The 24,728-nt window shown below is 60.5% G+C and carries 24 protein-coding genes and 1 pseudogene; 16 read left to right on the top strand and 9 right to left on the bottom strand.

The genetic code is table 11. From position 1 onward, the window contains the following. The first annotated feature begins 23 nt into the window (after nucleotides 1–23). Together CAF65_RS10440 and CAF65_RS10435 are read left to right on the top strand one after the other, a co-directional pair. Entirely contained in the window at nucleotides 24–1,457 is a 1,434-nt protein-coding gene (locus CAF65_RS10440; protein ID WP_085716211.1) for a PLP-dependent aminotransferase family protein, read from the top strand. Nucleotides 1,458–1,517: 60 nt separating this feature from the next. After that, nucleotides 1,518–3,092 (top strand): phospholipase D family protein, encoded by a 1,575-nt coding sequence (locus CAF65_RS10435; protein WP_085716210.1) that lies wholly within the window; start codon nucleotides 1,518–1,520, stop codon nucleotides 3,090–3,092. Here the strand turns inward: CAF65_RS10435 and CAF65_RS10430 are convergent. Together CAF65_RS10430 and CAF65_RS10425 are read right to left on the bottom strand one after the other, a co-directional pair. Beyond that, complete coding sequence (locus CAF65_RS10430) at nucleotides 3,089–4,234, bottom strand: MFS transporter (RefSeq protein WP_085716209.1); 1,146 nt, start codon at nucleotides 4,232–4,234, stop codon at nucleotides 3,089–3,091. The two genes, CAF65_RS10435 and CAF65_RS10430, sit on opposite strands and share 4 nt — an antisense overlap. A gap of 186 nt (nucleotides 4,235–4,420) precedes the next feature. Further along, complete coding sequence (locus CAF65_RS10425) at nucleotides 4,421–5,914, bottom strand: aldehyde dehydrogenase (protein WP_085716208.1); 1,494 nt, start codon at nucleotides 5,912–5,914, stop codon at nucleotides 4,421–4,423. A 222-nt stretch (nucleotides 5,915–6,136) separates the two neighbouring features. Here CAF65_RS10425 and CAF65_RS10420 point away from each other — a divergent pair, with 222 nt between their 5' ends. Further along, on the top strand, nucleotides 6,137–6,499 hold the full coding sequence (locus tag CAF65_RS10420) for a cupin domain-containing protein (RefSeq protein ID WP_057395874.1): 363 nt from the start codon (nucleotides 6,137–6,139) through the stop codon (nucleotides 6,497–6,499). 178 nt (nucleotides 6,500–6,677) lie between these two features. Here CAF65_RS10420 and rpmG read toward each other — a convergent pair whose 3' ends face one another. Together rpmG and rpmB are read right to left on the bottom strand one after the other, a co-directional pair. After that, nucleotides 6,678–6,833, bottom strand: a complete 156-nt coding sequence (gene rpmG, locus CAF65_RS10415) for a 50S ribosomal protein L33 (RefSeq protein ID WP_003177274.1) — start codon at nucleotides 6,831–6,833, stop codon at nucleotides 6,678–6,680. Nucleotides 6,834–6,844: 11 nt separating this feature from the next. Further along, nucleotides 6,845–7,078, bottom strand: a complete 234-nt coding sequence (gene rpmB, locus CAF65_RS10410) for a 50S ribosomal protein L28 (protein ID WP_003177273.1) — start codon at nucleotides 7,076–7,078, stop codon at nucleotides 6,845–6,847. 446 nt (nucleotides 7,079–7,524) lie between these two features. Between rpmB and CAF65_RS10405 the strand changes: the two genes are divergently transcribed. After that, nucleotides 7,525–9,111 carry an ABC transporter substrate-binding protein gene (locus CAF65_RS10405; RefSeq protein ID WP_085716207.1) on the top strand — a complete coding sequence of 529 codons (1,587 nt, stop codon included), beginning with the start codon at nucleotides 7,525–7,527 and terminating at the stop codon, nucleotides 9,109–9,111. 124 nt (nucleotides 9,112–9,235) lie between these two features. Here the strand turns inward: CAF65_RS10405 and radC are convergent, their stop codons facing one another. Next, a complete protein-coding gene (gene radC, locus CAF65_RS10400) occupies nucleotides 9,236–9,910 on the bottom strand; it encodes a DNA repair protein RadC (RefSeq protein WP_085716206.1) in 675 nt (224 codons plus the stop codon). 135 nt (nucleotides 9,911–10,045) lie between these two features. On the opposite strand from radC, the gene coaBC reads away from it, so the two are divergent. The 4 genes and pseudogenes from coaBC to argB all read left to right on the top strand — a co-directional run bounded on the left by coaBC (nucleotide 10,046) and on the right by argB (nucleotide 14,280). Then, entirely contained in the window at nucleotides 10,046–11,254 is a 1,209-nt protein-coding gene (coaBC, locus tag CAF65_RS10395; protein WP_085716205.1) for a bifunctional phosphopantothenoylcysteine decarboxylase/phosphopantothenate--cysteine ligase CoaBC, read from the top strand. A gap of 5 nt (nucleotides 11,255–11,259) precedes the next feature. Continuing rightward, the gene (dut, locus tag CAF65_RS10390) at nucleotides 11,260–11,715 is read left to right on the top strand and encodes a dUTP diphosphatase (RefSeq protein ID WP_007975171.1); all 456 of its coding nucleotides are present in this window, start codon (nucleotides 11,260–11,262) and stop codon (nucleotides 11,713–11,715) included. Nucleotides 11,716–11,980: 265 nt separating this feature from the next. Next, a pseudogene (locus tag CAF65_RS10385) lies at nucleotides 11,981–13,357 on the top strand (phosphomannomutase/phosphoglucomutase); the annotation flags it as partial. Between the two features lie 17 nt (nucleotides 13,358–13,374). After that, the gene (argB, locus tag CAF65_RS10380) at nucleotides 13,375–14,280 is read left to right on the top strand and encodes an acetylglutamate kinase (RefSeq protein WP_007996521.1); all 906 of its coding nucleotides are present in this window, start codon (nucleotides 13,375–13,377) and stop codon (nucleotides 14,278–14,280) included. An 85-nt stretch (nucleotides 14,281–14,365) separates the two neighbouring features. Here argB and pyrE read toward each other — a convergent pair whose 3' ends face one another. Further along, nucleotides 14,366–15,010 carry an orotate phosphoribosyltransferase gene (gene pyrE / locus CAF65_RS10375; RefSeq protein ID WP_027616815.1) on the bottom strand — a complete coding sequence of 215 codons (645 nt, stop codon included), beginning with the start codon at nucleotides 15,008–15,010 and terminating at the stop codon, nucleotides 14,366–14,368. Between the two features lie 81 nt (nucleotides 15,011–15,091). On the opposite strand from pyrE, the gene CAF65_RS10370 reads away from it, so the two are divergent. Continuing rightward, on the top strand, nucleotides 15,092–15,871 hold the full coding sequence (locus CAF65_RS10370; protein ID WP_003229491.1) for an exodeoxyribonuclease III: 780 nt from the start codon (nucleotides 15,092–15,094) through the stop codon (nucleotides 15,869–15,871). Nucleotides 15,872–15,946: 75 nt separating this feature from the next. On the opposite strand, the gene CAF65_RS10365 is transcribed toward CAF65_RS10370, so the two are convergent. Together CAF65_RS10365 and rph are read right to left on the bottom strand one after the other, a co-directional pair. Beyond that, nucleotides 15,947–16,315 carry a DUF4870 domain-containing protein gene (locus CAF65_RS10365; RefSeq protein ID WP_007996522.1) on the bottom strand — a complete coding sequence of 123 codons (369 nt, stop codon included), beginning with the start codon at nucleotides 16,313–16,315 and terminating at the stop codon, nucleotides 15,947–15,949. 28 nt (nucleotides 16,316–16,343) lie between these two features. Further along, complete coding sequence (rph, locus tag CAF65_RS10360) at nucleotides 16,344–17,066, bottom strand: ribonuclease PH (RefSeq protein WP_057395880.1); 723 nt, start codon at nucleotides 17,064–17,066, stop codon at nucleotides 16,344–16,346. Nucleotides 17,067–17,334: 268 nt separating this feature from the next. Here rph and CAF65_RS10355 point away from each other — a divergent pair, with 268 nt between their 5' ends. The 6 genes from CAF65_RS10355 to CAF65_RS10330 all read left to right on the top strand — a co-directional run bounded on the left by CAF65_RS10355 (nucleotide 17,335) and on the right by CAF65_RS10330 (nucleotide 22,651). Then, a complete protein-coding gene (locus CAF65_RS10355) occupies nucleotides 17,335–18,198 on the top strand; it encodes a YicC/YloC family endoribonuclease (RefSeq protein WP_085716203.1) in 864 nt (287 codons plus the stop codon). Between the two features lie 12 nt (nucleotides 18,199–18,210). Continuing rightward, nucleotides 18,211–18,831 carry a guanylate kinase gene (gmk, locus tag CAF65_RS10350; RefSeq protein WP_003229498.1) on the top strand — a complete coding sequence of 207 codons (621 nt, stop codon included), beginning with the start codon at nucleotides 18,211–18,213 and terminating at the stop codon, nucleotides 18,829–18,831. Between the two features lie 167 nt (nucleotides 18,832–18,998). Beyond that, nucleotides 18,999–19,262, top strand: coding sequence for a DNA-directed RNA polymerase subunit omega (rpoZ, locus tag CAF65_RS10345; protein ID WP_007921129.1), 264 nt, complete (start codon nucleotides 18,999–19,001; stop codon nucleotides 19,260–19,262). A 57-nt stretch (nucleotides 19,263–19,319) separates the two neighbouring features. Continuing rightward, nucleotides 19,320–21,425, top strand: coding sequence for a bifunctional GTP diphosphokinase/guanosine-3',5'-bis pyrophosphate 3'-pyrophosphohydrolase (spoT, locus tag CAF65_RS10340; RefSeq protein WP_085716202.1), 2,106 nt, complete (start codon nucleotides 19,320–19,322; stop codon nucleotides 21,423–21,425). A 37-nt stretch (nucleotides 21,426–21,462) separates the two neighbouring features. After that, the gene (locus tag CAF65_RS10335) at nucleotides 21,463–21,843 is read left to right on the top strand and encodes a RidA family protein (protein ID WP_003229509.1); all 381 of its coding nucleotides are present in this window, start codon (nucleotides 21,463–21,465) and stop codon (nucleotides 21,841–21,843) included. Between the two features lie 67 nt (nucleotides 21,844–21,910). Beyond that, nucleotides 21,911–22,651, top strand: coding sequence for a hypothetical protein (locus CAF65_RS10330; protein ID WP_085716201.1), 741 nt, complete (start codon nucleotides 21,911–21,913; stop codon nucleotides 22,649–22,651). A 71-nt stretch (nucleotides 22,652–22,722) separates the two neighbouring features. Here the strand turns inward: CAF65_RS10330 and CAF65_RS10325 are convergent, their stop codons facing one another. Further along, nucleotides 22,723–23,580 carry an SDR family oxidoreductase gene (locus CAF65_RS10325; RefSeq protein WP_085716200.1) on the bottom strand — a complete coding sequence of 286 codons (858 nt, stop codon included), beginning with the start codon at nucleotides 23,578–23,580 and terminating at the stop codon, nucleotides 22,723–22,725. A gap of 188 nt (nucleotides 23,581–23,768) precedes the next feature. Here CAF65_RS10325 and exbB point away from each other — a divergent pair, with 188 nt between their 5' ends. Next, on the top strand, nucleotides 23,769–24,728 hold the full coding sequence (gene exbB / locus CAF65_RS10320) for a tonB-system energizer ExbB (RefSeq protein ID WP_085716552.1): 960 nt from the start codon (nucleotides 23,769–23,771) through the stop codon (nucleotides 24,726–24,728).

Below are 24,728 nucleotides of genomic sequence, written 5' to 3'. Positions count from 1 at the left end.
ATCATCCCTATCGAGGCTGCACCATGACCCTTTACGTCAACCTCGCCGAGCTGCTCGGCACGCGTATCGAACAGGGCTTCTATCGCCCCGGTGACCGGCTGCCTTCGGTACGGGCGCTGAGCGTCGAGCACGGCGTCAGCCTGAGCACAGTGCAACAGGCCTATCGGGTGTTGGAAGACAGCGGGCTGGCCACGCCACGGCCCAAGTCCGGGTACTTTGTTCCTGCCAGTCGCGAGCTTCCGGATTTGCCGGCCGTCGGTCGCCCGGCCCAGCGCCCGGTGGACATCTCTCAATGGGATCAGGTACTCGAACTGATTCGCGCAGTGCCGCGCAAAGACGTGGTGCAATTGGGGCGCGGCATGCCGGACATCACCAGCCCGACCATGAAGCCGCTGCTGCGCGACCTGGCGCGAATCAGCCGGCGGCAGGACATGCCCGGCCTGTATTACGACAACATTCACGGCAACCTCGAACTGCGCGAACAGATCGCTCGCCTGATGCTCGACTCCGGCTGCCAACTGGGCGCCAGCGATCTGGTGGTCACCACTGGATGCCATGAAGCGCTGTCCACCAGCGTTCGCGCGATTTGCGAGCCGGGGGATATTGTGGCGGTGGACTCGCCGAGCTTCCACGGCGCCATGCAGACCCTCAAGGGCCTGGGCATGAAAGCCCTGGAAATCCCCACCGACCCGCTGACCGGCATCAGTCTCGAAGCGCTGGAACTGGCCCTGGAGCAGTGGCCGATCAAGGTCATACAGTTGACCCCCAACTGCAACAACCCGCTGGGCTACATCATGCCCGAGTCGCGAAAACGTGCGTTGTTGACGCTTGCGCAGCGGTTTGACGTGGCTATCGTCGAGGACGATGTGTATGGCGAACTGGCCTACACCTATCCGCGTCCGCGCACGATCAAATCCTTCGACGAGGACGGTCGCGTCCTGTTATGCAGTTCGTTTTCCAAGACCCTGGCGCCGGGCCTGCGCATCGGCTGGGTCGCACCGGGCCGTTATCTGGAACGGGTGCTGCACATGAAATACATCAGCACGGGTTCCACCGCGCCACAACCGCAGATCGCCATTTCCGAGTTCCTGAAAGGTGGCCACTTCGAACCGCATTTGCGGCGGATGCGCACGCAATACCAGCGCAATCGCGACATGATGATCGACTGGGTAACCCGCTACTTCCCGGCCGGCACCCGCGCCAGTCGCCCGCAAGGCAGCTTCATGCTGTGGGTGGAGTTGCCGGAAGGCTTCGACACCCTGAAACTGAATCGCGCATTGCACGACCAGGGCGTACAGATTGCCGTGGGCAGTATTTTTTCCGCCTCGGGCAAGTACCGCAATTGCCTGCGCATGAACTACGCTGCCAAGCCAACGCCGCAGATCGAAGACGCAGTGCGCAAGGTCGGCGCGACAGCGATCAAACTGCTGGCGGAAACCGATCAGCTCAGCGACTGACTTTTATTCGGGAATCGGCGTCCATATGCCTATCTGCGCAGCCAAACGGAACGACCCTACGTGAGAGTCAGACAGCCCCTGCTTGCTCTTCTGCTGCTCGCCACGCTCCTGGGCGGTTGCTCCAGCTTCGACGTTCGACGCGAACCCAGCCAGGCGCTGCCGGCTTCAGACTCCGCATTCGGCCGCTCGGTCCAGGCGCAGGCCGCCCCTTACAAGGGACAATCAGGCTTTCGCCTGCTATCGGACAGTACCGAGGCCTTCACCGCCCGCGCCGAACTGATCCGCAACGCCCAAAGCAGTCTCGACTTGCAGTACTACATCGTGCACGACGGCATCAGCACACGCATGCTGATCGAAGAATTGCTCAAGGCCGCCGACCGGGGCGTGCGGGTACGGGTACTGCTCGACGACACCACCAGCGACGGCCTGGACCGGGTCATTGCGACCCTCGCCGCGCACCCGAAAATCCAGATCCGTGTGTTCAATCCGCTCAATCTTGGCCGCAGCACCGGCCTGACGCGTACCGTGGGCCGGCTGTTCAACCTGTCGCAACAACATCGACGCATGCATAACAAGTTGTGGCTGGCGGACAACAGCATGGCCATCGTCGGCGGGAGAAATCTGGGGGACGAGTATTACGATGCCGAGACCAAGATGAATTTCACTGACATCGACATGCTCTGCGTCGGCCCGGTTGCCGAGCAACTCGGGCACAGTTTCGACCAGTACTGGAACAGCGCCCTGAGCAAGCCGATCGACGAATTCCTGTCGAGCAAACCCACCCCCCAGGATCTGGAAAACACCCGCACCCGACTGGAAGAGTCGCTGGCGGAAATGCGCAAACAGAATCACGCGCTCTACAAACACCTGATGACCTTCACCACGCACCCGCGCCTGGACATCTGGCGCCGCGAGCTGATCTGGGCCTGGAACCAGGCATTGTGGGATGCGCCGAGCAAGGTACTGGCCAAGGGCAAGCCCGATCCGCAGTTGCTGCTGACCACGCAACTCGCACCTGAACTCGATAACGTCAGCAAAGAGCTGATCATGATCTCGGCCTACTTTGTGCCCGGTCAGCCAGGCCTGGTGTACCTGACCGGGCGCGCCGACGCTGGCGTTTCGGTGAGTTTGCTCACCAATTCACTGCAAGCCACGGACGTTCCCGCGGTACATGGTGGTTACGCGCCCTACCGCAGGGCGCTGCTGGAGCATGGCGTGAAGCTTTACGAATTGCGCCGCCAACCCGGCGAGGAAGGCGGCGGCGGAAGCGGGCCACATCTGTTTTCCAGTAGCCCCTATCGCAGCTCTGACTCGAGCCTGCACAGCAAGGCGATGATCTTCGACCAGCAGAAATCCTTTATCGGCTCGTTCAATTTCGATCCACGCTCGGTGCTGTGGAACACCGAAGTCGGCGTGCTGGTGGACAGTCCGGAGCTGGCCGCCGGGGTCCGCGAACTGGCACTGCAGGGTATGGCGCCAGCCCTGAGTTACCAGGTGGAGCTGGAAAACGATCAAATCGTCTGGACCACCGAAGACGATGGAAAAAAGCACACCCTGACCAAGGAGCCAGGGAGTTGGTGGCGGCGATTCAATGCGTGGCTGAGCAATACGGTAGGCCTGGAGAAAATGCTCTAGGCCGGCTCGGCAAGCGCACCAAACGCCCCTTGCCGCGACACCACGATCAACACGCCCAAGGCCCCCACCGCCATCAGCAACGGCAACGCATGACCGCTGATCCACTGGCTGCCGGCGCCCGCCAGCAACGGCCCGATCAAACAACCAATCCCCCAAAGCTGGGCAATATGCGCGTTGGCGCGTACCAGTGCGTCGTCGCGATAACGCTCGCCGATCAGGATCAGCGACAAGGTGAACAGCCCGCCGGCGCTGGCGCCGAACAGCACCCACAATGGCCAGATCAACAGCGTGTCGATCAGCATCGGAATCGCCAGGCTCGACATCAGCAAAACCACCGCACAACCGGTGAACAACGCGCGTCGCGACAAGCGATCGGCCAACGCGCCAATCGGCAATTGCAGCACGGCATCACCGACCACCACCGTACTGACCATCGCCAGGGCGATCTCCGTGGTGAAACCCTGGCGCAGGCAATAAACCGGCAACAGCGTCAGAATCATCGCCTCGAACGCGGCGAACAATGACACTGCCCAGGCAATCGCCGGCAAGCCACGACAGAAAGCGAGCAAATCATTCAAAGTCACGCTGCTGGCCTCGCTGCTTGGCGCACCACTGCGCCCCAGCAACAGGAATGGAGCCGCCATCAACAAGCCGACACCCACCCAAAAGCCATAATCGCGCTCGGTACCGAGGAAACCAAGCAACACCGGCCCTGCCAGCTGACTCAGTGCGTAGCTGCTGCCATACAATGCCACCAGCCGCCCACGCCATTGCTCGACCACCAGTTGATTGATCCAGCTTTCACCGATGATGAATACAAGGGTCAGGATCACCCCGATCATCAGCCGTAGCACCAACCAGATCGGATAGCTCGGCAACAGTGCGAGCAAACCGATCGAAACCGCCCCGCCCCACAGACACAGGCGCATCAGATTGGCCGTGCCGAATCGTGCCGCCAGATGGCTGGAGATTTTCGCCCCCAACAGGACGCCGATGGCCGGCATCGCAGCCATCACACCAATGGCAAACGAGCCGTAGCCCCAGCTCTCCAGGCGAAACGACACCAGCGGCATGCTGACACCCAGGGCCAGGCCGACACTCAAGACAGATGCCAAAACGGCGAAATAAGTCGCCCAACGCATACTCCACGCTCCTGTGGATATTTTTATGTACAACACAAAACATTGTGGGAGCGAGCTTGCTCGCGATGACGGAGCAACATTCAACATTGAAGTCGACTGTTACACCGCTATCGCGAGCAAGCTCGCCCCCACAAGGGATCTGTGTCGTTCGGGAGGCCTGCTCTACAACAGACCTCCCTTAACGGCTTACAACTTGATCCAGGTCGCCTTCAGCTCGGTATATTTGTCGAACGCGTGCAGGGACTTGTCGCGACCATTGCCGGACTGCTTGAAGCCACCGAACGGAGCGGTCATGTCGCCGCCATCGTACTGGTTGACCCACACGCTACCGGCACGCAGTGCGCGGGCGGTGAGGTGAGCCTTGGAAATGTCGCCAGTCCAGACCGCGGCGGCCAAGCCGTACGGCGTGTCGTTGGCGATCGCGATGGCTTCTTCGGCGCTGTCGAATTCGATGACCGACAGTACCGGGCCGAAAATTTCTTCCTGGGCGATTTTCATCGCGTTGCTCACGCCATCGAAAATGGTCGGTTCAACGTAAGTGCCACCAGTTTCCTGGAGCGTACGCTTGCCACCGGCCACCAACCTGGCGCCATCGGCATGACCGGACTCGATGTAGGACAGCACGGTGTTCATCTGCTGGGTATCGACCAGCGCGCCAACATTGGTCGCCGGATCCAGCGGATTGCCCGGCCTCCAGGCCTTCAGCGCCTCGATCACCAGCGGCAGGAATTTATCCTTGATCGAACGCTCCACCAGCAGGCGCGAACCGGCGGTGCAGACTTCGCCCTGGTTGAAGGCGATAGCGCCAGCAGCGGCTTCGGCAGCATCCTGCAGGTTCGGTGCATCGGCGAACACGATGTTCGGGCTCTTGCCGCCGGCTTCGAGCCAGACGCGCTTCATGTTCGACTCACCGGAGTAGATCAACAGTTGCTTGGCGATTTTGGTCGAGCCGGTGAACACCAGGGTGTCGACATCGTTGTGCAGGGCCAGGGCCTTACCGACAGTGTGACCGTAACCCGGCAATACGTTCAGCACGCCTTTCGGAATGCCGGCTTCGACAGCCAGTTCAGCGATACGGATGGCGGTCAGCGGTGATTTTTCGGACGGCTTGAGGATCACCGAGTTACCGGTGGACAGCGCCGGGCCCAGTTTCCAGCACGCCATCATCAGCGGGAAGTTCCACGGCACGATGGCGCCGACAACACCCACCGGCTCACGGGTCACCAGACCCAGTTGATCGTGCGGGGTGGCCGCTACTTCGTCATAGATCTTGTCGATGGCTTCGCCACTCCAGCTCAGGGCTTGCGCCGCGCCGGGAACGTCGATGTACAGGGAATCACTGATCGGCTTGCCCATGTCCAGGGTTTCAAGCAGAGCCAGCTCTTCGGCGTGCTGTTTGAGCAGGCCGGCGAAACGGATCATGGTGGATTTGCGCTTGGTCGGCGCCAGGCGCGACCAGACACCGGAATTGAATGTGGCGCGGGCGTTTTCCACCGCGCGCTGGGCATCGGCGGCGTCACAGCTGGCAATCTTGCCCAACAGACGGCCATCGACCGGGCTGATGCACTCGAAGGTCTCGCCCGAAACGGCGTCGGTGTATTCGCCATTGATATAGGCGCGGCCTTCGATTTTCAGGTCGCGGGCACGTTGTTCCCAGTCGGCACGGGTCAGGGTGGTCATGCGAGTGTCCTCCTCTTATTGATACGACACCCGCGTTCTTCGCGGGCGCTGTCAGGAATTCTGCCCGGCCAGCCTGCTTGTCGGCCCAAGGCAACCACCACCCTAAACCAGTGGCAGGTGAAGTTTCAATATATTTGACATAACGCCGGCAAACGGCCTTGCGATGTTCATTTTAATAAACATAGACTTTGGCGATACCAACAATAACGAGGGAATACAACAATGAGCATCCAGAATATCGTCGACTTCAGCCAGGCCACCACCGCCGCCGAACGCTATCGCCCGGATCCGACCAAAGTACTGAAGGGTGATCCCGAGCAAGTGGTGTACAACCACTACAACAGCCCTTGCGGCCAATTGAACGCCGGCGTATGGGAAGGGGCTGTCGGCCAGTGGACGGTGAACTTCACCGAACACGAATACTGCGAAATCGTGCAGGGGGTTTCCGTGATACGTGACCTCGACGGCAATGCCAAGACGCTGCGTGTGGGTGATCGCTTCGTGATCCCGGCAGGCTTTCGCGGCACCTGGGAAGTGCTGGAGCCATGCCGCAAGATCTATGTGGCGTTTGAACAGAAGGCCTGACAAATCGCGTGCCTGGGCCGACGCTTTCGCGAGCAGGCTCGCTCCCACAGGTGGTAACGGACAATGTGGGAGCGAGCCTGCTCGCGAAGGGGCCCTGACAGGCACTGCATAATCCGCAGGCAACAAAAAAGGCCCGTATCTCGCGATACGGGCCTTTTTCGTAAGAGAGAAAAATCAATTACTTGATTTTGCCTTCTTTGTAGATCACGTGCTTGCGAACAACCGGATCATATTTCTTGATCTCGATTTTGTCCGGAGTAGTACGCTTGTTCTTGTCGGTAGTGTAGAAGTGACCAGTACCGGCGCTCGAAATCAAACGAATCAATTCACGCATGATTAGCTCCCTTAAACCTTGCCATCGCGACGAAGTTCGGCCAGCACGACACTGATGCCACGCTTGTCGATGATGCGCATGCCTTTGGCAGATACGCGCAGACGCACAAAACGTTTCTCTTCTTCAACCCAGAAGCGGTGATGCTGCAGGTTCGGCAGGAAACGACGACGGGTTTTGTTGTTTGCGTGGGAAATGTTGTTCCCAGTCACCGGACCCTTACCGGTAACTTGACATACTCTAGACATGCCTCAGCCCTCTAAAACCACATGCCCAACCCGGCATGGGTTGGCCGCTTAATCTCTAGTCATTGTGGCGCCAGGCGCCGCGATTCTTTAGAGGTCTTACCGGCTACACCTACAGTGAAGGAACCGGGCCCCTAGAAAAGAGCGCTGCTTTATACCAGAAAGACTGGAGAGCAACAACATTCCGTGTGCGTTGAATTAACAAAAACCCCGTTTTCCGGGCTCCGAGCGCCTTGGACAAAGGCTATCGTCGAAGGCGACCGCTCGTCGCAGAAAATCTGCTCATCGAGCCAACCAGGGGTTTTGCTCAATCGCTGCCCAGCAAAATCAGTCGCCTATAGTCTCCTCAAAATGAAAAAGGGGATAGTCATTTGCAAAAGAGCCTACTAGGGTAAGCCTTTTCCAGACTGCACTTGCAGATGGGCCTTCGATCTGTAAAGGAACCGACCATGCGCCTCGCTGCCCTACCGTTGTTGCTCGCCCCGCTTCTGCTGAGCCCACAGGCCTTTGCCGCCGCCCTGAGCGTCTGCACCGAGGCCAGCCCCGAAGGGTTCGACGTGGTGCAGTACAACTCGCTGACCACCACCAACGCCTCCGCCGATGTATTGATGAATCGCCTGGTGGACTTCGACACGGCCAGTGGCAAAGTGGTCGCCAGCCTCGCCGACAGCTGGGACGTCAGCGCCGACGGCCTGATCTACGTGTTCAAACTGCACCCGCAGGTGAAATTCCATCGCACTGAGTACTTCACCCCGACGCGCGACCTGAGCGCCGAAGACGTGATTTTCAGTTTCGACCGCATGCTCGACCCGGCCAATGCGTGGCACAAAGTCGCCCAGAGCGGCTTCCCGCACGCGCAATCGATGCAGTTGCCTGCACTGATCAAAAAAATCGACGCCCTCGATCCGCAGACAGTGCGTTTCACCCTCGACCACCCGGACTCGACCTTCCTGGCGACCCTGAGCATGGGCTTCGCCTCGATCTATTCGGCCGAATACGCCGAAAAATTGATGAAGGCCGGTACGCCCGAGAAGCTCAACAGTCAGCCAATCGGTACGGGGCCATTCGTGTTCACCCGTTTCCAGAAGGACGCCTCGGTTCGCTACAAGGCCAACCCGGATTACTTCGGTGGCAAACCCGCTGTAGATCCGCTGATCTTCGCCATCACGCCGGACGCCAATGTGCGCCTGCAGAAATTGCGCCGTAACGAATGCCAGATCGCCCTGTCGCCCAAGCCTCTGGACGTACAGGAAGCGCTGAAAGAGCCGACCCTGAAAGTCGAAAAGACTGACGCGTTCATGACCGCATTCGTCGGCATCAACAGCCAGCACCCGCCGCTGGACAAACCTGAAGTCCGTCAGGCCATCAACCTCGCGTTCGACAAGGCCAACTATCTCAAAGCCGTGTTCGAAGGCACTGCCGAAGCCGCCAACGGCCCCTACCCACCCAACACCTGGAGCTACGCCAAAAGCCTGCCGGGCTATCCGCATGACGTGGCGAAGGCCAAGGCATTGATGGCCAAGGCCGGGCTCAAGGACGGCTTCCAGACCACCATCTGGACTCGCCCGTCGGGCAGCCTGCTGAACCCGAACCCGAGCCTTGGCGCCCAACTGCTGCAGTCTGACCTCGCGGAAATCGGCATTCAGGCCGAGATCCGGGTGATCGAGTGGGGCGAACTGATCCGCCGCGCCAAGGCCGGTGAACATGACTTGCTGTTCATGGGCTGGGCTGGCGATAACGGCGACCCGGACAACTTCCTCACGCCGCAGTTTTCCTGCGCCGCGGTCAAGTCCGGCACCAACTTCGCCCGCTACTGCAACCAGGACCTGGACAGACTGATCAGTGCTGGCAAGACCACTGGCGAGCAAGGTGTGCGCAGCAAGCTCTACGAACAGGCCCAGACGCAGATCCAGCAGCAGGCCCTGTGGTTGCCCCTGGCCCACCCGACGGCCTTTGCGCTGACACGCAAGGATGTCGAGGGTTATTCGGTCAGCCCGTTCGGTCGGCAGGACTACTCCAGGGTGAACCTGAAATAAACGGCTGAAACCCTGTAGGAGCGAGCTCTGCTCGCGATGGACTTCAACGATGACGGGGGTTGCCTGAATGAAAGCGGTGCCCCGACCGCCATCGCGAGCAAAGCTCGCTCCGACAGTGAATCATTCACATCCACCCATACTCAGCCATCGACAACGGGTCGCCATCGCCGATGATGAAGTGATCCAGCACCCGCACGTCAATCAACTCCAGCGCCTTTTGCAGGCGCTTGGTGAGCACTCGGTCGGCCTGGCTGGGGTCGGAGTTACCCGACGGGTGGTTGTGGCAGAGGATCAATGCCGCTGCGTTGTTGGCCAAGGCGCGCTTGACCACCTCTCGCGGATGAACGCTGGTGTTGTCGATGGAGCCGCGAAATAGCGTCTCAAACGCCAGTACCTGATGCCTGGAATCGAGAAACAGGCAACCAAATACCTCGTGTGGCTCGTGGCGCAGCATCGACTTGAGGTACTCGCGAACCGCTTGTGGATTCTCCAGTGCCGATTTTTGACGCGCACGCTCGGCCAGATGACGCCTGCTCATTTCTTGAGCAGCTTGCAGTTGGGCAAATTTCGCCGGACCTAGCCCCAGTTGCTTGCTGAACGTTTCCTGATCGGCCTCAAGCAGCGAACGCAGGCTGCCAAATTGATTCAACAGGTGCCGCGCCAGATCTACCGCGCTTTTGCCCACCACGCCCGTTCGTAAAAAAATCGCCAGCAGTTCGGCGTCCGAAAGACTTCCCGAGCCCTGTTCAAGCAACCTCTCCCGCGGCCGCTCCGCCGCCGGCCAATCGCGAATACTCATAGCACCTCCCTGTCTGTGGGCACCGCTGTTCCATAGCGGTCGCTGTGATATCGTAGCCCATCTTTTTTGCGGGCGAATTCACCCTGGGGAGGGGGTTTCGCCACGTATGTCACCAACGAATTGAAAGGCAGGCCTATGCAGCGGCTGTATCGGAAACGCATTGTTCTGGGCGTCGGCGGCGGCATCGCAGCCTACAAGAGCGCCGACCTGGTTCGCCGCCTGATCGATCAGGGCGCCGAAGTGCGCGTGGTCATGACCCGAGGCGGCGCAGAATTCATCACCCCGCTGACCATGCAGGCCCTGTCCGGGCACCCGGTCCACCTGGACCTGCTGGACCCGGCGGCCGAAGCGGCCATGGGGCATATCGAACTGGCCAAATGGGCCGACCTGGTGCTGATCGCCCCTGCCACGGCGGACCTGATCGCCCGCCTGGCCCAAGGCATTGCCGATGACCTGCTGACCACGCTGGTGCTGGCCACCGACGCAGTGGTCGCCGTTGCGCCAGCCATGAACCAGGCGATGTGGCGCGATCCGGCGACCCAGGCCAACCTGCAAACCCTCGAAAGCCGCGACATCAAGGTCTTCGGCCCGGCGTCCGGTAGCCAGGCCTGTGGCGACGTCGGCCTGGGGCGCATGCTCGAAGCCCTTGAACTGGCCCAGTGCGCCGCCGACTGTTTCCAGCGTCAGGCACTGACCGGAAAACACGTGCTGATCACGGCCGGCCCGACCCAGGAAAACATCGACCCGGTGCGTTACATCACCAACCACAGCTCCGGGAAAATGGGCTTTGCCCTGGCCGAAGCGGCCGTGGAAGCGGGTGCCCGCGTGACCTTGATCACCGGCCCGGTGCATCTGCCGACCCCGGATCGCGTCACCCGCATCGACGTGGTCAGCGCCCGCGACATGCTGGCCGCCTGCGAAGCGGCGATCCCTTGCGACCTGTTCATCGCCTCGGCAGCAGTCGCGGATTACCGCCCGGAAGTCGTCGCCCCACAGAAGCTCAAGAAAGATCCTACGAACGGCGACGGCTTGCTGCTGCAGATGGTGCGCAACCCGGACATTCTGGCCACCATCGCCACCCGTCCCGACCGCCCGTTCAGTGTCGGTTTCGCCGCCGAGACCGAGCACCTGCTCGATTACGCTGCACGCAAGTTGAAAGACAAGAATCTCGATTTGATCGTCGCCAACGACGTCGCCAACCCGAGCATTGGCTTCAACAGCGAAGAAAACGCCTGCAGCGTCATCGACCGTGAGCTTCACGCCACACTCTTCGCCCAGACCAGCAAGAGCAAGATTGCTCGCCAGCTGATCGCTTTTATCGCCGAACGTCTGAACCAGGTTTAATTTACATGCACGCTTTGCAAGCCAAGATCCTCGACCCCCGCATCGGTACCGAATTCCCGCTGCCGCAATACGCCACACCGGGCTCCGCCGGCCTCGACCTGCGTGCCATGCTGGAACAGGACACCGTGATCAAGCCGGGTGAAACCGTGCTGATCCCCACCGGTCTGTCGGTCTACATCGGTGACCCGAACCTGGCAGCGCTGATTCTGCCGCGCTCGGGAATGGGCCATAAGCACGGCATCGTGCTGGGTAACCTGGTGGGGCTGATCGACTCCGACTACCAGGGCCCATTGATGGTCTCCTGCTGGAACCGTGGCCAGACCGAATTCACCATGCCGGTCGGCGAGCGCCTGGCGCAACTGGTGCTGGTGCCGGTGGTGCAGGCTCACTTCGAGATGGTTGAAGAGTTTGTTGAAACCGAGCGCGGCACTGGCGGTTTCGGCCATACCGGTACTCGTTGATCCGGTCACGCTCTTCTGTGGCGGGGGATTAAGCTCCCTCGCCACAAAATTCAAATTGTCATCTGCAAGGTTTAGCACCGAAAATCAAGGCATTGCCTGGCCAAACCCTTGCCGTCGGGGGCGTCATGGCCCTTTCACACCACGAACTCTCTGTGGAAAACGCCGTCATACCCTTCAGTTTGAACCTGCCGTCGAATGACTCGGCGTCCTGTCCAGCCACTTTCGAGATGGAGCATTTCCACAGATGAACACCCCGGCCAACATCGCACCCAAGTTCCCTGACAGCATTTTCCGCGCCTATGACATTCGCGGCACCGTTCCAGAGTTCCTGAACGCTGAAACCGCTTACTGGATCGGCCGCGCCGTCGGCTCCCAGAGCCTGGCCCAGGGCGAACCGAACGTGTCCGTCGGTCGCGATGGCCGCCTGTCCGGCCCGGAGCTGGTCGCACAACTGATCAAAGGCATCGCCGACAGCGGCTGCCACGTCAGTGATGTCGGCCTGGTCCCGACTCCGGCGCTCTACTACGCCGCCAACGTGCTCGCCGGCAAATCCGGTGTGATGCTCACCGGCAGCCACAACCCGTCGAACTACAACGGCTTCAAGATCGTCATTGCCGGCGACACTCTGGCCAACGAACAGATCCAGGCCCTGCACGACCGCCTCAAGACCAACAACCTGAGCAGTGGCCAGGGCAGCATCACCCAGGTCGAGATCCTCGACCGCTACACCACCGAAATCGTTCAGGACATCAAGCTGGCCCGACGCCTGAAAGTGGTCGTCGACTGCGGCAACGGCGCGGCCGGCGTGATCGCCCCGCAACTGATCGAAGCGCTGAACTGCGAAGTCATCCCGCTGTTCTGCGAAGTGGATGGCAACTTCCCGAACCACCACCCGGACCCGGGCAAGCCTGAAAACCTCGTGGACCTGATCAACAAGGTCAAGGAAACCCAGGCTGACATCGGCCTGGCCTTCGATGGCGATGGCGACCGCGTCGGCGTGGTGACCAACACCGGCAGCATCGTCTACCCGGACCGCCTGCTGATGCTGTTCGCCCGCGACGTCGTGGCGCGCAACCCTGGCGCCGAGATCATCTTCGACGTCAAATGCACCCGCCGCCTGATCCCGCTGATCAAGGAATACGGCGGCCAGTCGCTAATGTGGAAGACCGGTCACTCGTTGATCAAAAAGAAAATGAAACAGTCCGGCGCCTTGTTGGCCGGCGAAATGAGCGGGCATATCTTCTTCAAGGAGCGCTGGTTCGGTTTCGACGACGGCATTTACAGCGCCGCGCGGTTGCTGGAGATCCTCAGCAAGGAAAAATCCTCGGCGGAAGAGCTGTTCGCGACCTTCCCTAACGATATTTCTACGCCGGAAATCAATATCCATGTGACCGAAGAGAGCAAATTCAGCATCATTGATGCACTGCACGACGCACAGTGGGGCGCAGGCGCCGACCTGACCACCATTGACGGCGTGCGAGTCGACTATGCCAAAGGCTGGGGCCTGGTACGCGCATCCAACACCACACCGGTGCTGGTGCTGCGTTTCGAGGCCGATGACGAGGCTGAACTGCAACGCATCAAGGATGTGTTCCGCATCCAGCTCAAGCGCGTTGCACCCGATCTCCAACTACCGTTCTGATTCACCCGGAGCCCTGAATGACCCTCGAACGCGAAGCCGCCGCCAACACCGCCAAGGTCCTGTCCGAAGCGTTGCCTTACATCCGCCGTTATGTCGGCAAGACACTGGTGATCAAATACGGCGGCAACGCGATGGAAAGCGAGGAGCTGAAAACCGGCTTCGCCCGCGACATCGTGCTGATGAAGGCCGTGGGCATCAACCCGGTGGTGGTTCACGGCGGCGGTCCGCAAATCGGTGACCTGCTCAAGCGACTGTCGATCGAGAGTCACTTTGTCGACGGCATGCGCGTCACCGACGCTGCGACCATGGATGTGGTGGAAATGGTCCTTGGCGGCCAGGTCAACAAGGACATCGTCAACCTGATCAACCGTCATGGCGGCAGCGCCATCGGCCTGACCGGCAAGGACGCCGAGCTGATTCGTGCGAAGAAGCTCACCGTCACCCGCCAGACCCCGGAGATGACCACCCCGGAAATCATCGACATCGGCCATGTGGGCGAAGTGGTCGGGATCAACACCGACCTGCTGAACCTGCTGGTCAAGGGCGACTTCATTCCGGTGATCGCGCCCATCGGTGTCGGTGCCAACGGCGAGTCGTACAACATCAACGCTGACCTGGTGGCTGGTAAAGTCGCCGAAGCATTGAAAGCCGAGAAGCTGATGCTGCTGACCAACATCGCCGGCCTGATGGACAAGTCGGGCAAGGTCCTGACCGGCCTGAGCACTGCACAGGTCGACGAACTGATCGCCGACGGCACCATCTACGGCGGCATGTTGCCGAAGATCCGTTGCGCGCTGGAAGCGGTCCAGGGCGGTGTGGGCAGCTCTTTGATCATCGACGGCCGCGTGCCAAACGCGATCCTGCTGGAAATCTTCACCGATACCGGCGTGGGCACCCTGATCAGCAATCGCAAGCGCCACTAAGCGATAGCGCACACAGAAAGCCCCCGCTCAGCCTGGCTGAGCGGGGGCTTTTTTTGCCAGAGATCCCTGCAGGAGGCGGTGTGCGTTAGACGCCGAACTGCGCGCGATAGGCTTCCACGGCTGGCAGATGCTGCTTGAGCTGCGGATCGTCCGCCAGGAATTCCAGCACCTGGTTCAGCGAAACGATGCTGATGACCGGGATGCCAAAGTCACGCTCGACTTCCTGGATCGCCGACAACTCGCCATTGCCACGCTCCTGACGGTTCAGGGCGATCAGCACGCCTGCCGCCTTGGCGCCGTCCTGGGAGGCAATGATCTGCATCACTTCACGGATGGCGGTGCCAGCGGTGATCACGTCGTCGATGATCAGCACTTCACCGGTCAGCGGTGCGCCAACCAGGCTGCCGCCTTCGCCGTGGGCCTTGGCTTCCTTGCGGTTGAAGCACCATGGCAGGTCACGGTCGTGATGCTCGGCCAGCGCGACAGCGGTAGTCGCAGCCAGCGGGATGCCTTTGTAGGCAGGCCCAAACAGCACGTCGAACGAAATGCCGCTCTCGGCAATGGCGGCGGCGTAGAAACGCCCCAGCTGCGCCAGGGCCGAACCCGAGTTGAACAGGCCCGCGTTGAAGAAGTAAGGACTGGTGCGCCCGGACTTCAGGGTGAACTCACCGAAGCGCAAAACGCCGCGATCGATGGCAAAACGGATGAAATCGCGCTGATACGCTTGCATGAAAAAACCCCAAATACCACGGATTTAGCTAATTAGCTTGACGCCGTGTATCATACACGCACGCGATTTTTGGGGCCATTTATGCGGATCATCAGTGTGAACGTCAATGGTATTCAGGCTGCAGTCGAGCGTGGTTTGCTCAGTTGGCTGCAAGCACAGAATGCCGACGTCATCTGCCTGCAGGACACCCGTGCCTCCGCCTTTGAACTGGATGACCCAGCCTTCCAACTGGATGGCTACTTCCTTTATGCCTGCGATGCTGAAGTCCCTGCCCAAGGCGGCGTGGCTTTGTATTCGCGGCTGCAACCGAAGGCTGTCATCAGCGGTCTCGGTTTCGAGACGGCCGACCGCTACGGGCGCTACCTGCAAGCAGATTTCGACAAAGTCAGTATTGCCACCTTGCTGCTCCCTTCGGGGATGAACGGCGATGAGGACTTGAACCAGAAGTTCAAGCTCATGGACGACTTCGGTAAGTACCTGGACAAGCAGCGGCGCAAACGTCGCGAGTACATTTACTGTGGCTCGCTGTACGTGGCGCAGCAGAAGCTCGACATCAAGAACTGGCGCGACAGCCAGCAATCTCCGGGCTTCCTGGCACCTGAACGTGCCTGGATGGACGAGATTGTCGGCAACATGGGTTATGTCGACGCCCTGCGAGAAGTCAGCCGTGAAGGCGACCAGTACAGCTGGTGGCCGGACAACGAACAGGCGGAGATGCTCAACCTCGGTTGGCGCTTCGACTATCAACTGCTGACCCCGGGCCTGCGCCGCTTCGTACGCAGCGCACGCTTGCCACGCCAGCCGCGGTTCTCGCAACACGCACCGCTGATCGTGGACTATGACTGGACGCTGACCATTTAAGCGTCGTTTCGCAGACACAAAAAAGCCGACCTCAGGGTCGGCTTTTTTGTGGGCGACGCCGCCCCTTGCCGATCGTTATTTGATCAACCGCCAGGTAAACGGATATCGATAAGGCTGCCCTTCATTAGCCTTCACGCCAGCGATGATGGTCAGCACCAACGCACCAATGGCGATCAGGCCAAACAGGAAGAACCCGATAATCACCACCATCAGCAGGAAGCAGATAGCCGAGGCGATCGCGACGCTGATCTGAAAATTCAACGCTTCCTTGCCCTGGGCATCGATGAACGGGTCCATCTCGCGCTTCATCTGCCAGAGAATCAGCGGGCCAATGATCGTGCCGAACGGAATCCAGATCCCCAGCAAGGCGGACAAGTGACAAAACATCGCCCACTGACGCACCTCTTGGCTCGGCGTGGGCAGCGGTAGTTGTTCGTCACTCATGATGTCCTCCTTGCCTGGAGCGGTTCGGTCAGTCGGCCAGTGCGGCCTTTTGCAGTTCGAAAATTTCGTTCATGCCTTTTTTGGCCAGCTCCAGCATGGCGTTCAGCTCTTCAGGCTGGAACGGCGCGCCTTCGGCAGTGCCCTGGACTTCGATGAAACCGCCAGCGCTGGTCATCACCACGTTCAGGTCAGTTTCGGCGGCCGAATCCTCCAGGTAGTCGAGATCGAGCACCGGCTCACCCTTGTACATGCCCACGGAAACAGCGGCGATCATCTGTTTGACCGGGTCGCCGCCCTTCAGGCCGCCACGCTTCTTGATGACTTTCAAGGCATCGATCAGCGCAACCATGGAGCCGGTGATCGAAGCAGTGCGGGTGCCGCCATCAGCCTGGATCACATCGCAGTCGACGTACAGGGTGATGTCGCCCAGTTTGGACATGTCCAGCGCGGCGCGCAGGGAGCGACCGATCAGGCGCTGGATCTCCAGGGTGCGACCGCCCTGCTTGCCACGGCTGGCTTCACGCTGGTTACGCTCGCCGGTAGCACGCGGCAGCATGCCGTACTCGGCCGTCAGCCAACCCTGGCCCTGGCCTTTCAGGAAACGCGGTACGCCCGGTTCAACGCTGACGGTGCAGATGACCTTGGTATCACCGAACTCGACCAGCACAGAACCCTCGGCGTGTTTGGTGTAGTTGCGGGTGATGCGGATCGAGCGGAGCTGATCGGCAGCGCGACCACTTGGACGTATCATAGGGAATACCTGTACTGGGGACGGAAAACTGCGGAGCATTATAGAGCCGACGGCCGCCACTGGGCACTTCTAAAAAAATCCGCCGACGACCGATGGCTCTGTACCGCGCGCCGGCGAAGGCCTGCCGCTCTTTGTCACACCCTGTGTTTGGGCGCATCCGCGCCACTGCGCTACAATCCTGCGCCTTTGCTGCCAGTCGGCTTTAATTCATTGATATCGGATTCCCGGAACCTCGGTTCTGTGCCGATCTGCATTGCGAGGTACCGCCATGGTGCACAGCATGACCGCCTTCGCCCGCGTCGAAAAAGCCAGCGTCCAGGGCACCCTGAGCTGGGAACTGCGGTCGGTCAACAGCCGCTACCTGGAGCCCCACCTGCGCCTGCCGGAGTCCTTTCGCGACCTCGAGGGCGCTGTTCGTGAGGCCCTGCGCCAGGGTGTATCGCGGGGCAAGCTCGAATGCACCCTGCGCTTCACCGAAGAAAACACCGGCAAAGCACTGCAAGTCGATCAGGAGCGCGCCGCACAACTGGTCGCCGCCGCCGAGACCATCGCCAGCCTGATCAACAACCCGGCAGCACTGAACCCGCTGGAAATCCTGGCCTGGCCCGGCGTACTGGTTGGCGACGCCACCGACCCGCAAGCCTTGAACGCCGAAGCGCTGGCACTGTTCAATCAGGGTCTCAAAGAGCTGAAGGCCGGCCGTGAGCGCGAAGGCGCGGAGCTGGCGCGGCTGATCAACGAGCGCCTGAGCTCCATCGAAGAAGACGTGGTGACCTTGCGCGAACTGGTCCCGCAAATGCTCGCCACCCAGCGCCAGAAAATCCTCGACCGCTTCGCCGACATGAAGGCGGAGATGGATCCGCAGCGCCTGGAGCAGGAAATGGTCATGCTCGCGCAAAAAAGCGACGTCGCCGAAGAACTGGATCGCCTGAGTACTCACATCATCGAAGTTCGCCGGGTACTCAAATCCGGCGGCGCTTCCGGTCGGCGCCTGGACTTCCTGATGCAGGAACTCAACCGCGAAGCCAACACACTGGGCTCCAAAGCCTTCGACCCGCGCAGCACCCAGGCTGCGGTCAACCTCAAGGTGTTGATCGAGCAGATGCGCGAACAAGTGCAGAACATTGAGTAAGGCTACCCCGACATGACCCACAGCACCGGCACCCTGTACATCATTTCCGCGCCATCGGGCGCGGGCAAGAGCAGTCTGGTCAAGGCCCTGACCGACGCCAATCCGGAGATTCGCGTATCGATTTCCCACACCACCCGTGCCATGCGTCCGGGTGAAGTGGACGGCGTGAACTATCACTTCGTGACCCGCGAAGAGTTCGTGAAAATGGGCGAGCACGGCGACTTCCTCGAACGCGCGGAAGTCTTCGGCAACTTTTACGGCACCTCGCAAAGCCGCCTGCAGCAGACACTGGACGAAGGTCACGACCTGATCCTTGAAATCGACTGGCAAGGCGCCGAGCAAGTGCGCAAGCTGATGCCGCAGGCACGCTCGATTTTCATTCTGCCGCCGTCGCTCCAGGCCCTGCACCAGCGCCTGACCAACCGCGGCCAGGACAGCGACGAGATCATCGACGGCCGGATGCGTGAAGCCGTCAGCGAGATGAGCCATTACGTCGAATACGACTACCTGATCATCAACGACGATTTCGCCCACGCGCTGGACGATCTGAAGGCGATTTTCCGCGCCAATCAGCTGCAGCAGAAACGCCAACAGGTGCGTTTCGGCAAACTGCTGGCCGAACTGCTCGGTTAATCAGCTCTTCCCAAAACCGTTGCAAGGGCTTTACATTGGCACTTGCAGCGCGTCGAAGGGCTTGGTCAAAAAATCAGCGCTTCCCTAATCGCTGGTGATTTTTTAAACTGTTGAGTCCGCTCGCCCATCCGGGCAGCGCGCATATTGCATTTGCTACGAGGAAGACCATGGCCCGCGTAACCGTTGAAGACTGCCTAGAACACGTGGATAACCGCTTTGAGCTGGTCATGCTCTCTACCAAGCGTGCCCGTCAACTGGCCACCGGCGGCAAAGAGCCGAAAGTAGCATGGGAAAACGACAAGCCTACCGTCGTCGCCCTGCGTGAAATCGCTGAAGGCCTGATCGACTACGCAGCTATCGCCGAAGCCGAAATCGTTGAAGATGAACCGCTTTTTGCTGCATTCGAGGACGAGTCCAACGAGGCCGTCTAAGCCTATGCCTGGTCGACGTAGCACGGCGCGGGATCACAGCTTGTGGCAGGAGACATCATGCCGAGCATAGACGCCCTCGCCGATCGCTTATCGACCTACCTCGGCAAGGACCAGGTCAACCTGGTCCGCCGAGCGTATTTCTACGCCGAACAAGCCCACGACGGCCAACGCCGCCGTAGCGGCGAAGCGTACGTCACGCACCCACTCGCGGTTGCGAACATTCTTGCCGACATGCACATGGACCATCAGAGCCTGATGGCTGCGATGCTGCATGACGTGATCGAAGACACCGGTATTGCCAAAGAGGCGCTGCAAGCGCAATTCGGCGAAACCGTGGCCGAACTGGTCGACGGGGTCAGCAAGCTGACCCAGATGAACTTCGAGACCAAGGCTGAAGCCCAGGCTGAAAACTTCCAGAAAATGGCCATGGCCATGGCCCGCGACATTCGTGTGATCCTGGTCAAGCTGGCCGACCGCCTGCACAACATGCGCACTCTGGAAGTGCTGTCCGGCGAAAAGCGCCGGCGCATCGCCAAGGAAACCCTGGAAATCTATGCGCCCATCGCCAACCGGCTGGGCATGCACGCCATCCGCATAGAGTTCGAAGACCTCGGCTTCAAGGCCATGCACCCGATGCGCTCCGCGCGGATCTACCAGGCCGTCAAACGCGCCCGGGGCAACCGCAAGGAAATCGTCAACAAGATCGAAGAATCCCTGAGCCACTGCCTGGCCATCGATGGCATCCAGGGCGAGGTCAGCGGTCGCCAGAAACACCTCTACGGCATCTACAAGAAAATGCGCGGCAAGCGTCGGGCCTTCAACGAGATCATGGACGTCTACGCGTTCCGGATCATCGTCGACAAGGTCGATACCTGCTACCGCGTGCTGGGTGCCGTACATAATTTGTACAAACCGTTGCCGGGACGCTTCAAGGATTACATCGCGATCCCCAAGGCCAACGGCTATCAGTCGCTGCACACCACACTGTTTGGCATGCACGGCGTGCCGATCGAGATCCAGATCCGCACCCGCGAAATGGAAGAGATGGCCAACAACGGCATCGCCGCCCATTGGCTGTACAAATCCAGCGGCGACGAGCAGCCCAAAGGCACCCATGCCCGCGCGCGCCAGTGGGTCAAGGGCGTGCTGGAAATGCAGCAACGCGCCGGCAATTCGCTGGAATTCATCGAAAGCGTGAAGATCGACCTGTTCCCGGACGAGGTCTACGTGTTCACGCCCAAAGGCCGGATCATGGAGCTGCCCAAGGGCTCCACGGCCGTCGACTTTGCCTACGCGGTGCACACCGACGTCGGCAACAGCTGCATCGCCTGCCGGATCAATCGTCGCCTCGCGCCGCTGTCCGAACCGCTGCAAAGCGGCTCCACGGTCGAGATCGTCAGTGCTCCCGGCGCGCGGCCGAACCCGGCCTGGCTCAACTTCGTGGTCACCGGCAAGGCGCGTACGCACATTCGCCATGCACTGAAACTGCAACGTCGCTCCGAGTCCATCAGCCTTGGCGAACGCCTGCTGAACAAGGTCCTCAACGGTTTCGACAGCGCGCTGGAGAAGATCCCGGCCGAGCGCATCAAGGCCATGCTCGTCGAGTACCGCCTCGAACTGATCGAAGATTTGCTGGAAGACATCGGCCTGGGCAATCGCATGGCGTATGTGGTGGCCCGCCGACTGCTGGGCGAAGGCGAACAGCTGCCAAGCCCGGAAGGCCCGCTGGCGATTCGCGGTACCGAAGGCCTGGTGCTCAGCTACGCCAAGTGTTGCACGCCGATCCCGGGCGACCCGATTGTCGGCCACCTGTCCGCGGGCAAAGGCATGGTCGTGCATCTGGACAACTGCCGCAACATCAGCGAAATCCGCCACAACCCGGAAAAATGCATCCAGCTCTCGTGGGCCAAGGATGTCACCGGCGAATTCAACGTCGAGCTGCGCGTCGAGCTGGAACACCAGCGCGGCCTGATCGCCCTGCTGGCCAGCAGCGTCAACGCCGCCGACGGCAACATCGAGAAAATCAGCATGGACGAACGCGATGGTCGCATCAGCGTGGTCCAGTTGGTGGTCAGCGTGCACGACCGCGTGCACCTGGCCCGCGTGATCAAGAAACTGCGCGCCCTGACCGGGGTGATTCGCATCACCCGCATGCGTGCATAGCTCGCCAACATAGCCAACTCATTACAAGGAGTCATCAATGACCAAGACTGTTATCACCAGCGACAAGGCCCCGGCCGCCATCGGTACTTACTCCCAGGCGATCAAGGCTGGCAACACCGTTTACATGTCGGGTCAGATTCCTCTGGACCCAAAAACCATGGAACTGGTCGAAGGCTTCGAAGCCCAGACCGTCCAGGTGTTCGAGAACCTCAAGGCCGTGGCTGAAGCCGCTGGCGGTTCGTTCAAGGACATCGTCAAGCTGAACATCTTCCTCACCGACCTGAGCCACTTCGCCAAGGTCAACGAGATCATGGGCAAATACTTCGACCAGCCTTACCCTGCCCGCGCCGCCATCGGCGTAGCAGCCCTGCCAAAGGGTTCACAGGTTGAAATGGATGCCATCCTGGTCATCGAGTAATCCGTGCGGCGCAGCCCCAGGCTGCGCCGACTGCTCTGCTGTAAAGAAAGCTTGAAAGGATTCCACCATGCGCAACGCGCTTGCTCTCTCGCTGCTCGCCCTGTTCCTGGGCGGATGTGCCAGCAACCCTGCCGATCGTGATATCAGCGGCACCTGGATCAACCAGGTGGCGATCGATGCTGCAGCCAAAGGCGTCCCCCTGCGTGAAGCGCTCCAGGCCTATGGCCCGAACCTGGAGTGGGACATCAACACCAAGGCCAGCCAGGCCCGCTACACCAACGGTTTTGAAAACGTCGAAGGCAAGCTGCTGGGTGAAGAATCCGGCGCCTGGAAAGTCGACTTTTATGGCAGTTCGGCCAGCGAACTGAAGCGTGACGGCAAGCAACTGAGCCAGTCTGCCAGCGACAACGAGCCTGAGCAGGTTTTCGATCGCGCCCAGATTCCGGTGCCGGACGGCGCTCCGATCGGTGCCAGCTTCGAGCGCGCACTGTATTCAGCCTACATGGGCGGCGGCTGGACAATCGTCAGCGGTCCAGGCGAAGGCAGCACGGTTCAATTCCAGGCCGATGGCCAGGTGACCGGCCTGCCAGGCAGCGATCGTTATGCGTTGTGCCTGGCTGGCGATTGCGCATCCATGAGCGGCGGCAACGACAACATGTGGCTGCAACTCAATGGCCAGGGCAACGCCTGGATCTTTGCGCGCAAGGGCAAAGAGCTGGAGATTTTCCAGGCCGTGAACACGGCGCAGGCGGACGAGATGCCCTCGTTCACCCCAGGTGAACGCAAGTGGTTACTCGAGAAGCAATAAGCGCCCCTTGAAAGCACCACAAAACACCTGTGGGAGCGAGCTCGCCCCACAGTGTTTACGGTGCCTGGAAGTCAGCAGCGGCCTTCAAGAATCGCCGCATAACCCTCGCGGAAGCTTGGATACTTCGGCGTCCAGCCCAAGGCTTTGGCCCGCGCATTAGTGCAACGCTTGCTGCCGGTGCGACGCACGCTGGCGTCGTCGTCCCACTCGGTCACACCCAGATACCCGCGCAACCAGTTCACCACATCGGCCAATGCTGCCGGCTCGTCATCGACGCCGATGTAGACATCATCCAGCGCCACTCCACGCCGATCCGCCTCAAGCAGGCACGCCATCAACCCTGCGGCATCGTCCGCATGAATCCGATTGGCATACAACGGTGGCTCAACCGCCACGCGATAACCCCGGCGCACCTGCGTCAGCAGCCATTCACGACCGGGGCCGTAAATGCCGGTCAAACGCACGATACTCGCCGGAATGCCGCTTTCAAGGGCAAGTTGCTCGGCCTCGAGCATCACACGTCCGGAATAGCCCGCCGCCACGGCCAGCGAAGTCTCGTCGACCCATTCGCCATCCTGCTGTCCGTAAACACTGCTGCTGGAAACGAACAACAGGCGGTTGGGCACCTGTCCGTAGTCGTTCAGCCACTCCAGCACATGCTCCAGGCCTTGGACATAGGCGGCGCGGTAACCGGCTTCATCGTGATCGGTGGCCGCCGCGCAATACACCAGGTAATCCACGGCGCCGACTGGCCAAGTGTCCGGGCAGTTTTTGTTGAACAAGTCACCGGCAACGCCGATGACGCCCACGGGCAGACGTGAAACGTCGCGTCGCAGACCATGAACCTCCCATCCTGCCGCCAGCAGTTGTGTAGCCAGGCGACTGCCGACATCACCGCAGCCGGCGATCAAAACAGTAGGTGCAGACATCAGAAAACTCCCGTCGGAAAGCCACAGACTAGCGCCGGCAATAGACAGGCAGCTAGCAATGCAGGAAAAAAAGAGACGCTATTACTTCTGTTAACAAGAATTACTTGCAATAATGCGCCCCACTTTTGTTCTCGGCCTTTCGAGGCCTGGAAGAACATCACCCGTTTATTCTCTCAGGTCCGGCCAGCATGACACGCAATCATTTCCCCGCTTCGCCAACCAAACGACCTCGCGCCTGGAGCGCGGTGGCCGCCCTGCTCCTCAGCCTGATGCTGGCGCCGGTTGCCGCTTTCGCTGACGCCCAGGCGCCGGCCACTCCAGCTGCCGCAACCGCTGCTCCTGCCGATCACGCTGCCCCGGCCGCGACCGATCCTGCCCAGGCAGCACCGGCAGAAGTCTTGGGCGAAGACGCTCCTGAAGTCCTCGAAGCCGACAACACGCTGGGCATGGCCCATGACCTGTCGCCGTGGGGCATGTACAAGAATGCCGACATCATCGTGAAAATCGTGATGATCGGCCTGGCCATCGCCTCGATCATTACCTGGACCATCTGGATCGCCAAGGGTCTTGAGTTGACGGGCGCCAAGCGTCGTCTGCGCGGTGAAATCGCCCAACTGAAAAAATCTGCCTCCCTCAAGGAAGCCAGCGCCACTGCAGCAAAGGAAGGCACCCTGGCCAACCTGCTGGTTCATGACGCTCTCGAAGAGATGCGCCTGTCGGTCAACAGCCGTGAGAAAGAAGGCATCAAGGAACGCGTCAGCTTCCGCCTTGAGCGCCTGGTCGCGGCCTGCGGTCGCAACATGAGCAGCGGCACCGGCGTACTGGCGACCATCGGCTCCACTGCGCCGTTCGTCGGCCTGTTCGGTACCGTGTGGGGCATCATGAACAGCTTCATCGGCATCGCCAAAACCCAGACCACCAACCTCGCCGTCGTGGCCCCGGGCATCGCCGAAGCCCTGCTGGCGACCGCGCTGGGCCTGGTCGCGGCGATTCCCGCAGTCGTGATCTACAACGTGTTCGCCCGCTCCATCGCCGGCTACAAGGCGCAGGTGTCCGACGCTTCGGCGCAAGTCCTGCTGCTGGTCAGTCGCGACCTCGATCACCAGCCTGAGCGCAGCTCGCAACCGCACATGGTGAAAGTGGGGTAA

Origin of the sequence: Pseudomonas sp. B28(2017) (assembly GCF_002113025.1) — a bacterium.
Lineage (GTDB): Bacteria > Pseudomonadota > Gammaproteobacteria > Pseudomonadales > Pseudomonadaceae > Aquipseudomonas.
This window is presented reverse-complemented; position numbering and strand designations above follow the sequence as displayed.

What these genes read in the sequence shown, in the direction of transcription:
- CAF65_RS10440 (WP_085716211.1), top strand. Translation starts at nt 24, where the DNA reads ATGACCCTTTACGTCAACCTCGCCGAGCTGCTCGGCACGCGTATCGAA.
- CAF65_RS10430 (WP_085716209.1), bottom strand. Translation starts at nt 4,234, where the DNA reads ATGCGTTGGGCGACTTATTTCGCCGTTTTGGCATCTGTCTTGAGTGTC.
- CAF65_RS10425 (WP_085716208.1), bottom strand. Translation starts at nt 5,914, where the DNA reads ATGACCACCCTGACCCGTGCCGACTGGGAACAACGTGCCCGCGACCTG.
- CAF65_RS10420 (WP_057395874.1), top strand. Translation starts at nt 6,137, where the DNA reads ATGAGCATCCAGAATATCGTCGACTTCAGCCAGGCCACCACCGCCGCC.
- rpmG (WP_003177274.1), bottom strand. Translation starts at nt 6,833, where the DNA reads ATGCGTGAATTGATTCGTTTGATTTCGAGCGCCGGTACTGGTCACTTC.
- rpmB (WP_003177273.1), bottom strand. Translation starts at nt 7,078, where the DNA reads ATGTCTAGAGTATGTCAAGTTACCGGTAAGGGTCCGGTGACTGGGAAC.
- CAF65_RS10405 (WP_085716207.1), top strand. Translation starts at nt 7,525, where the DNA reads ATGCGCCTCGCTGCCCTACCGTTGTTGCTCGCCCCGCTTCTGCTGAGC.
- radC (WP_085716206.1), bottom strand. Translation starts at nt 9,910, where the DNA reads ATGAGTATTCGCGATTGGCCGGCGGCGGAGCGGCCGCGGGAGAGGTTG.
- coaBC (WP_085716205.1), top strand. Translation starts at nt 10,046, where the DNA reads ATGCAGCGGCTGTATCGGAAACGCATTGTTCTGGGCGTCGGCGGCGGC.
- dut (WP_007975171.1), top strand. Translation starts at nt 11,260, where the DNA reads ATGCACGCTTTGCAAGCCAAGATCCTCGACCCCCGCATCGGTACCGAA.
- argB (WP_007996521.1), top strand. Translation starts at nt 13,375, where the DNA reads ATGACCCTCGAACGCGAAGCCGCCGCCAACACCGCCAAGGTCCTGTCC.
- pyrE (WP_027616815.1), bottom strand. Translation starts at nt 15,010, where the DNA reads ATGCAAGCGTATCAGCGCGATTTCATCCGTTTTGCCATCGATCGCGGC.
- CAF65_RS10370 (WP_003229491.1), top strand. Translation starts at nt 15,092, where the DNA reads ATGCGGATCATCAGTGTGAACGTCAATGGTATTCAGGCTGCAGTCGAG.
- CAF65_RS10365 (WP_007996522.1), bottom strand. Translation starts at nt 16,315, where the DNA reads ATGAGTGACGAACAACTACCGCTGCCCACGCCGAGCCAAGAGGTGCGT.
- rph (WP_057395880.1), bottom strand. Translation starts at nt 17,066, where the DNA reads ATGATACGTCCAAGTGGTCGCGCTGCCGATCAGCTCCGCTCGATCCGC.
- CAF65_RS10355 (WP_085716203.1), top strand. Translation starts at nt 17,335, where the DNA reads ATGGTGCACAGCATGACCGCCTTCGCCCGCGTCGAAAAAGCCAGCGTC.
- gmk (WP_003229498.1), top strand. Translation starts at nt 18,211, where the DNA reads ATGACCCACAGCACCGGCACCCTGTACATCATTTCCGCGCCATCGGGC.
- rpoZ (WP_007921129.1), top strand. Translation starts at nt 18,999, where the DNA reads ATGGCCCGCGTAACCGTTGAAGACTGCCTAGAACACGTGGATAACCGC.
- spoT (WP_085716202.1), top strand. Translation starts at nt 19,320, where the DNA reads ATGCCGAGCATAGACGCCCTCGCCGATCGCTTATCGACCTACCTCGGC.
- CAF65_RS10335 (WP_003229509.1), top strand. Translation starts at nt 21,463, where the DNA reads ATGACCAAGACTGTTATCACCAGCGACAAGGCCCCGGCCGCCATCGGT.
- CAF65_RS10330 (WP_085716201.1), top strand. Translation starts at nt 21,911, where the DNA reads ATGCGCAACGCGCTTGCTCTCTCGCTGCTCGCCCTGTTCCTGGGCGGA.
- CAF65_RS10325 (WP_085716200.1), bottom strand. Translation starts at nt 23,580, where the DNA reads ATGTCTGCACCTACTGTTTTGATCGCCGGCTGCGGTGATGTCGGCAGT.
- exbB (WP_085716552.1), top strand. Translation starts at nt 23,769, where the DNA reads ATGACACGCAATCATTTCCCCGCTTCGCCAACCAAACGACCTCGCGCC.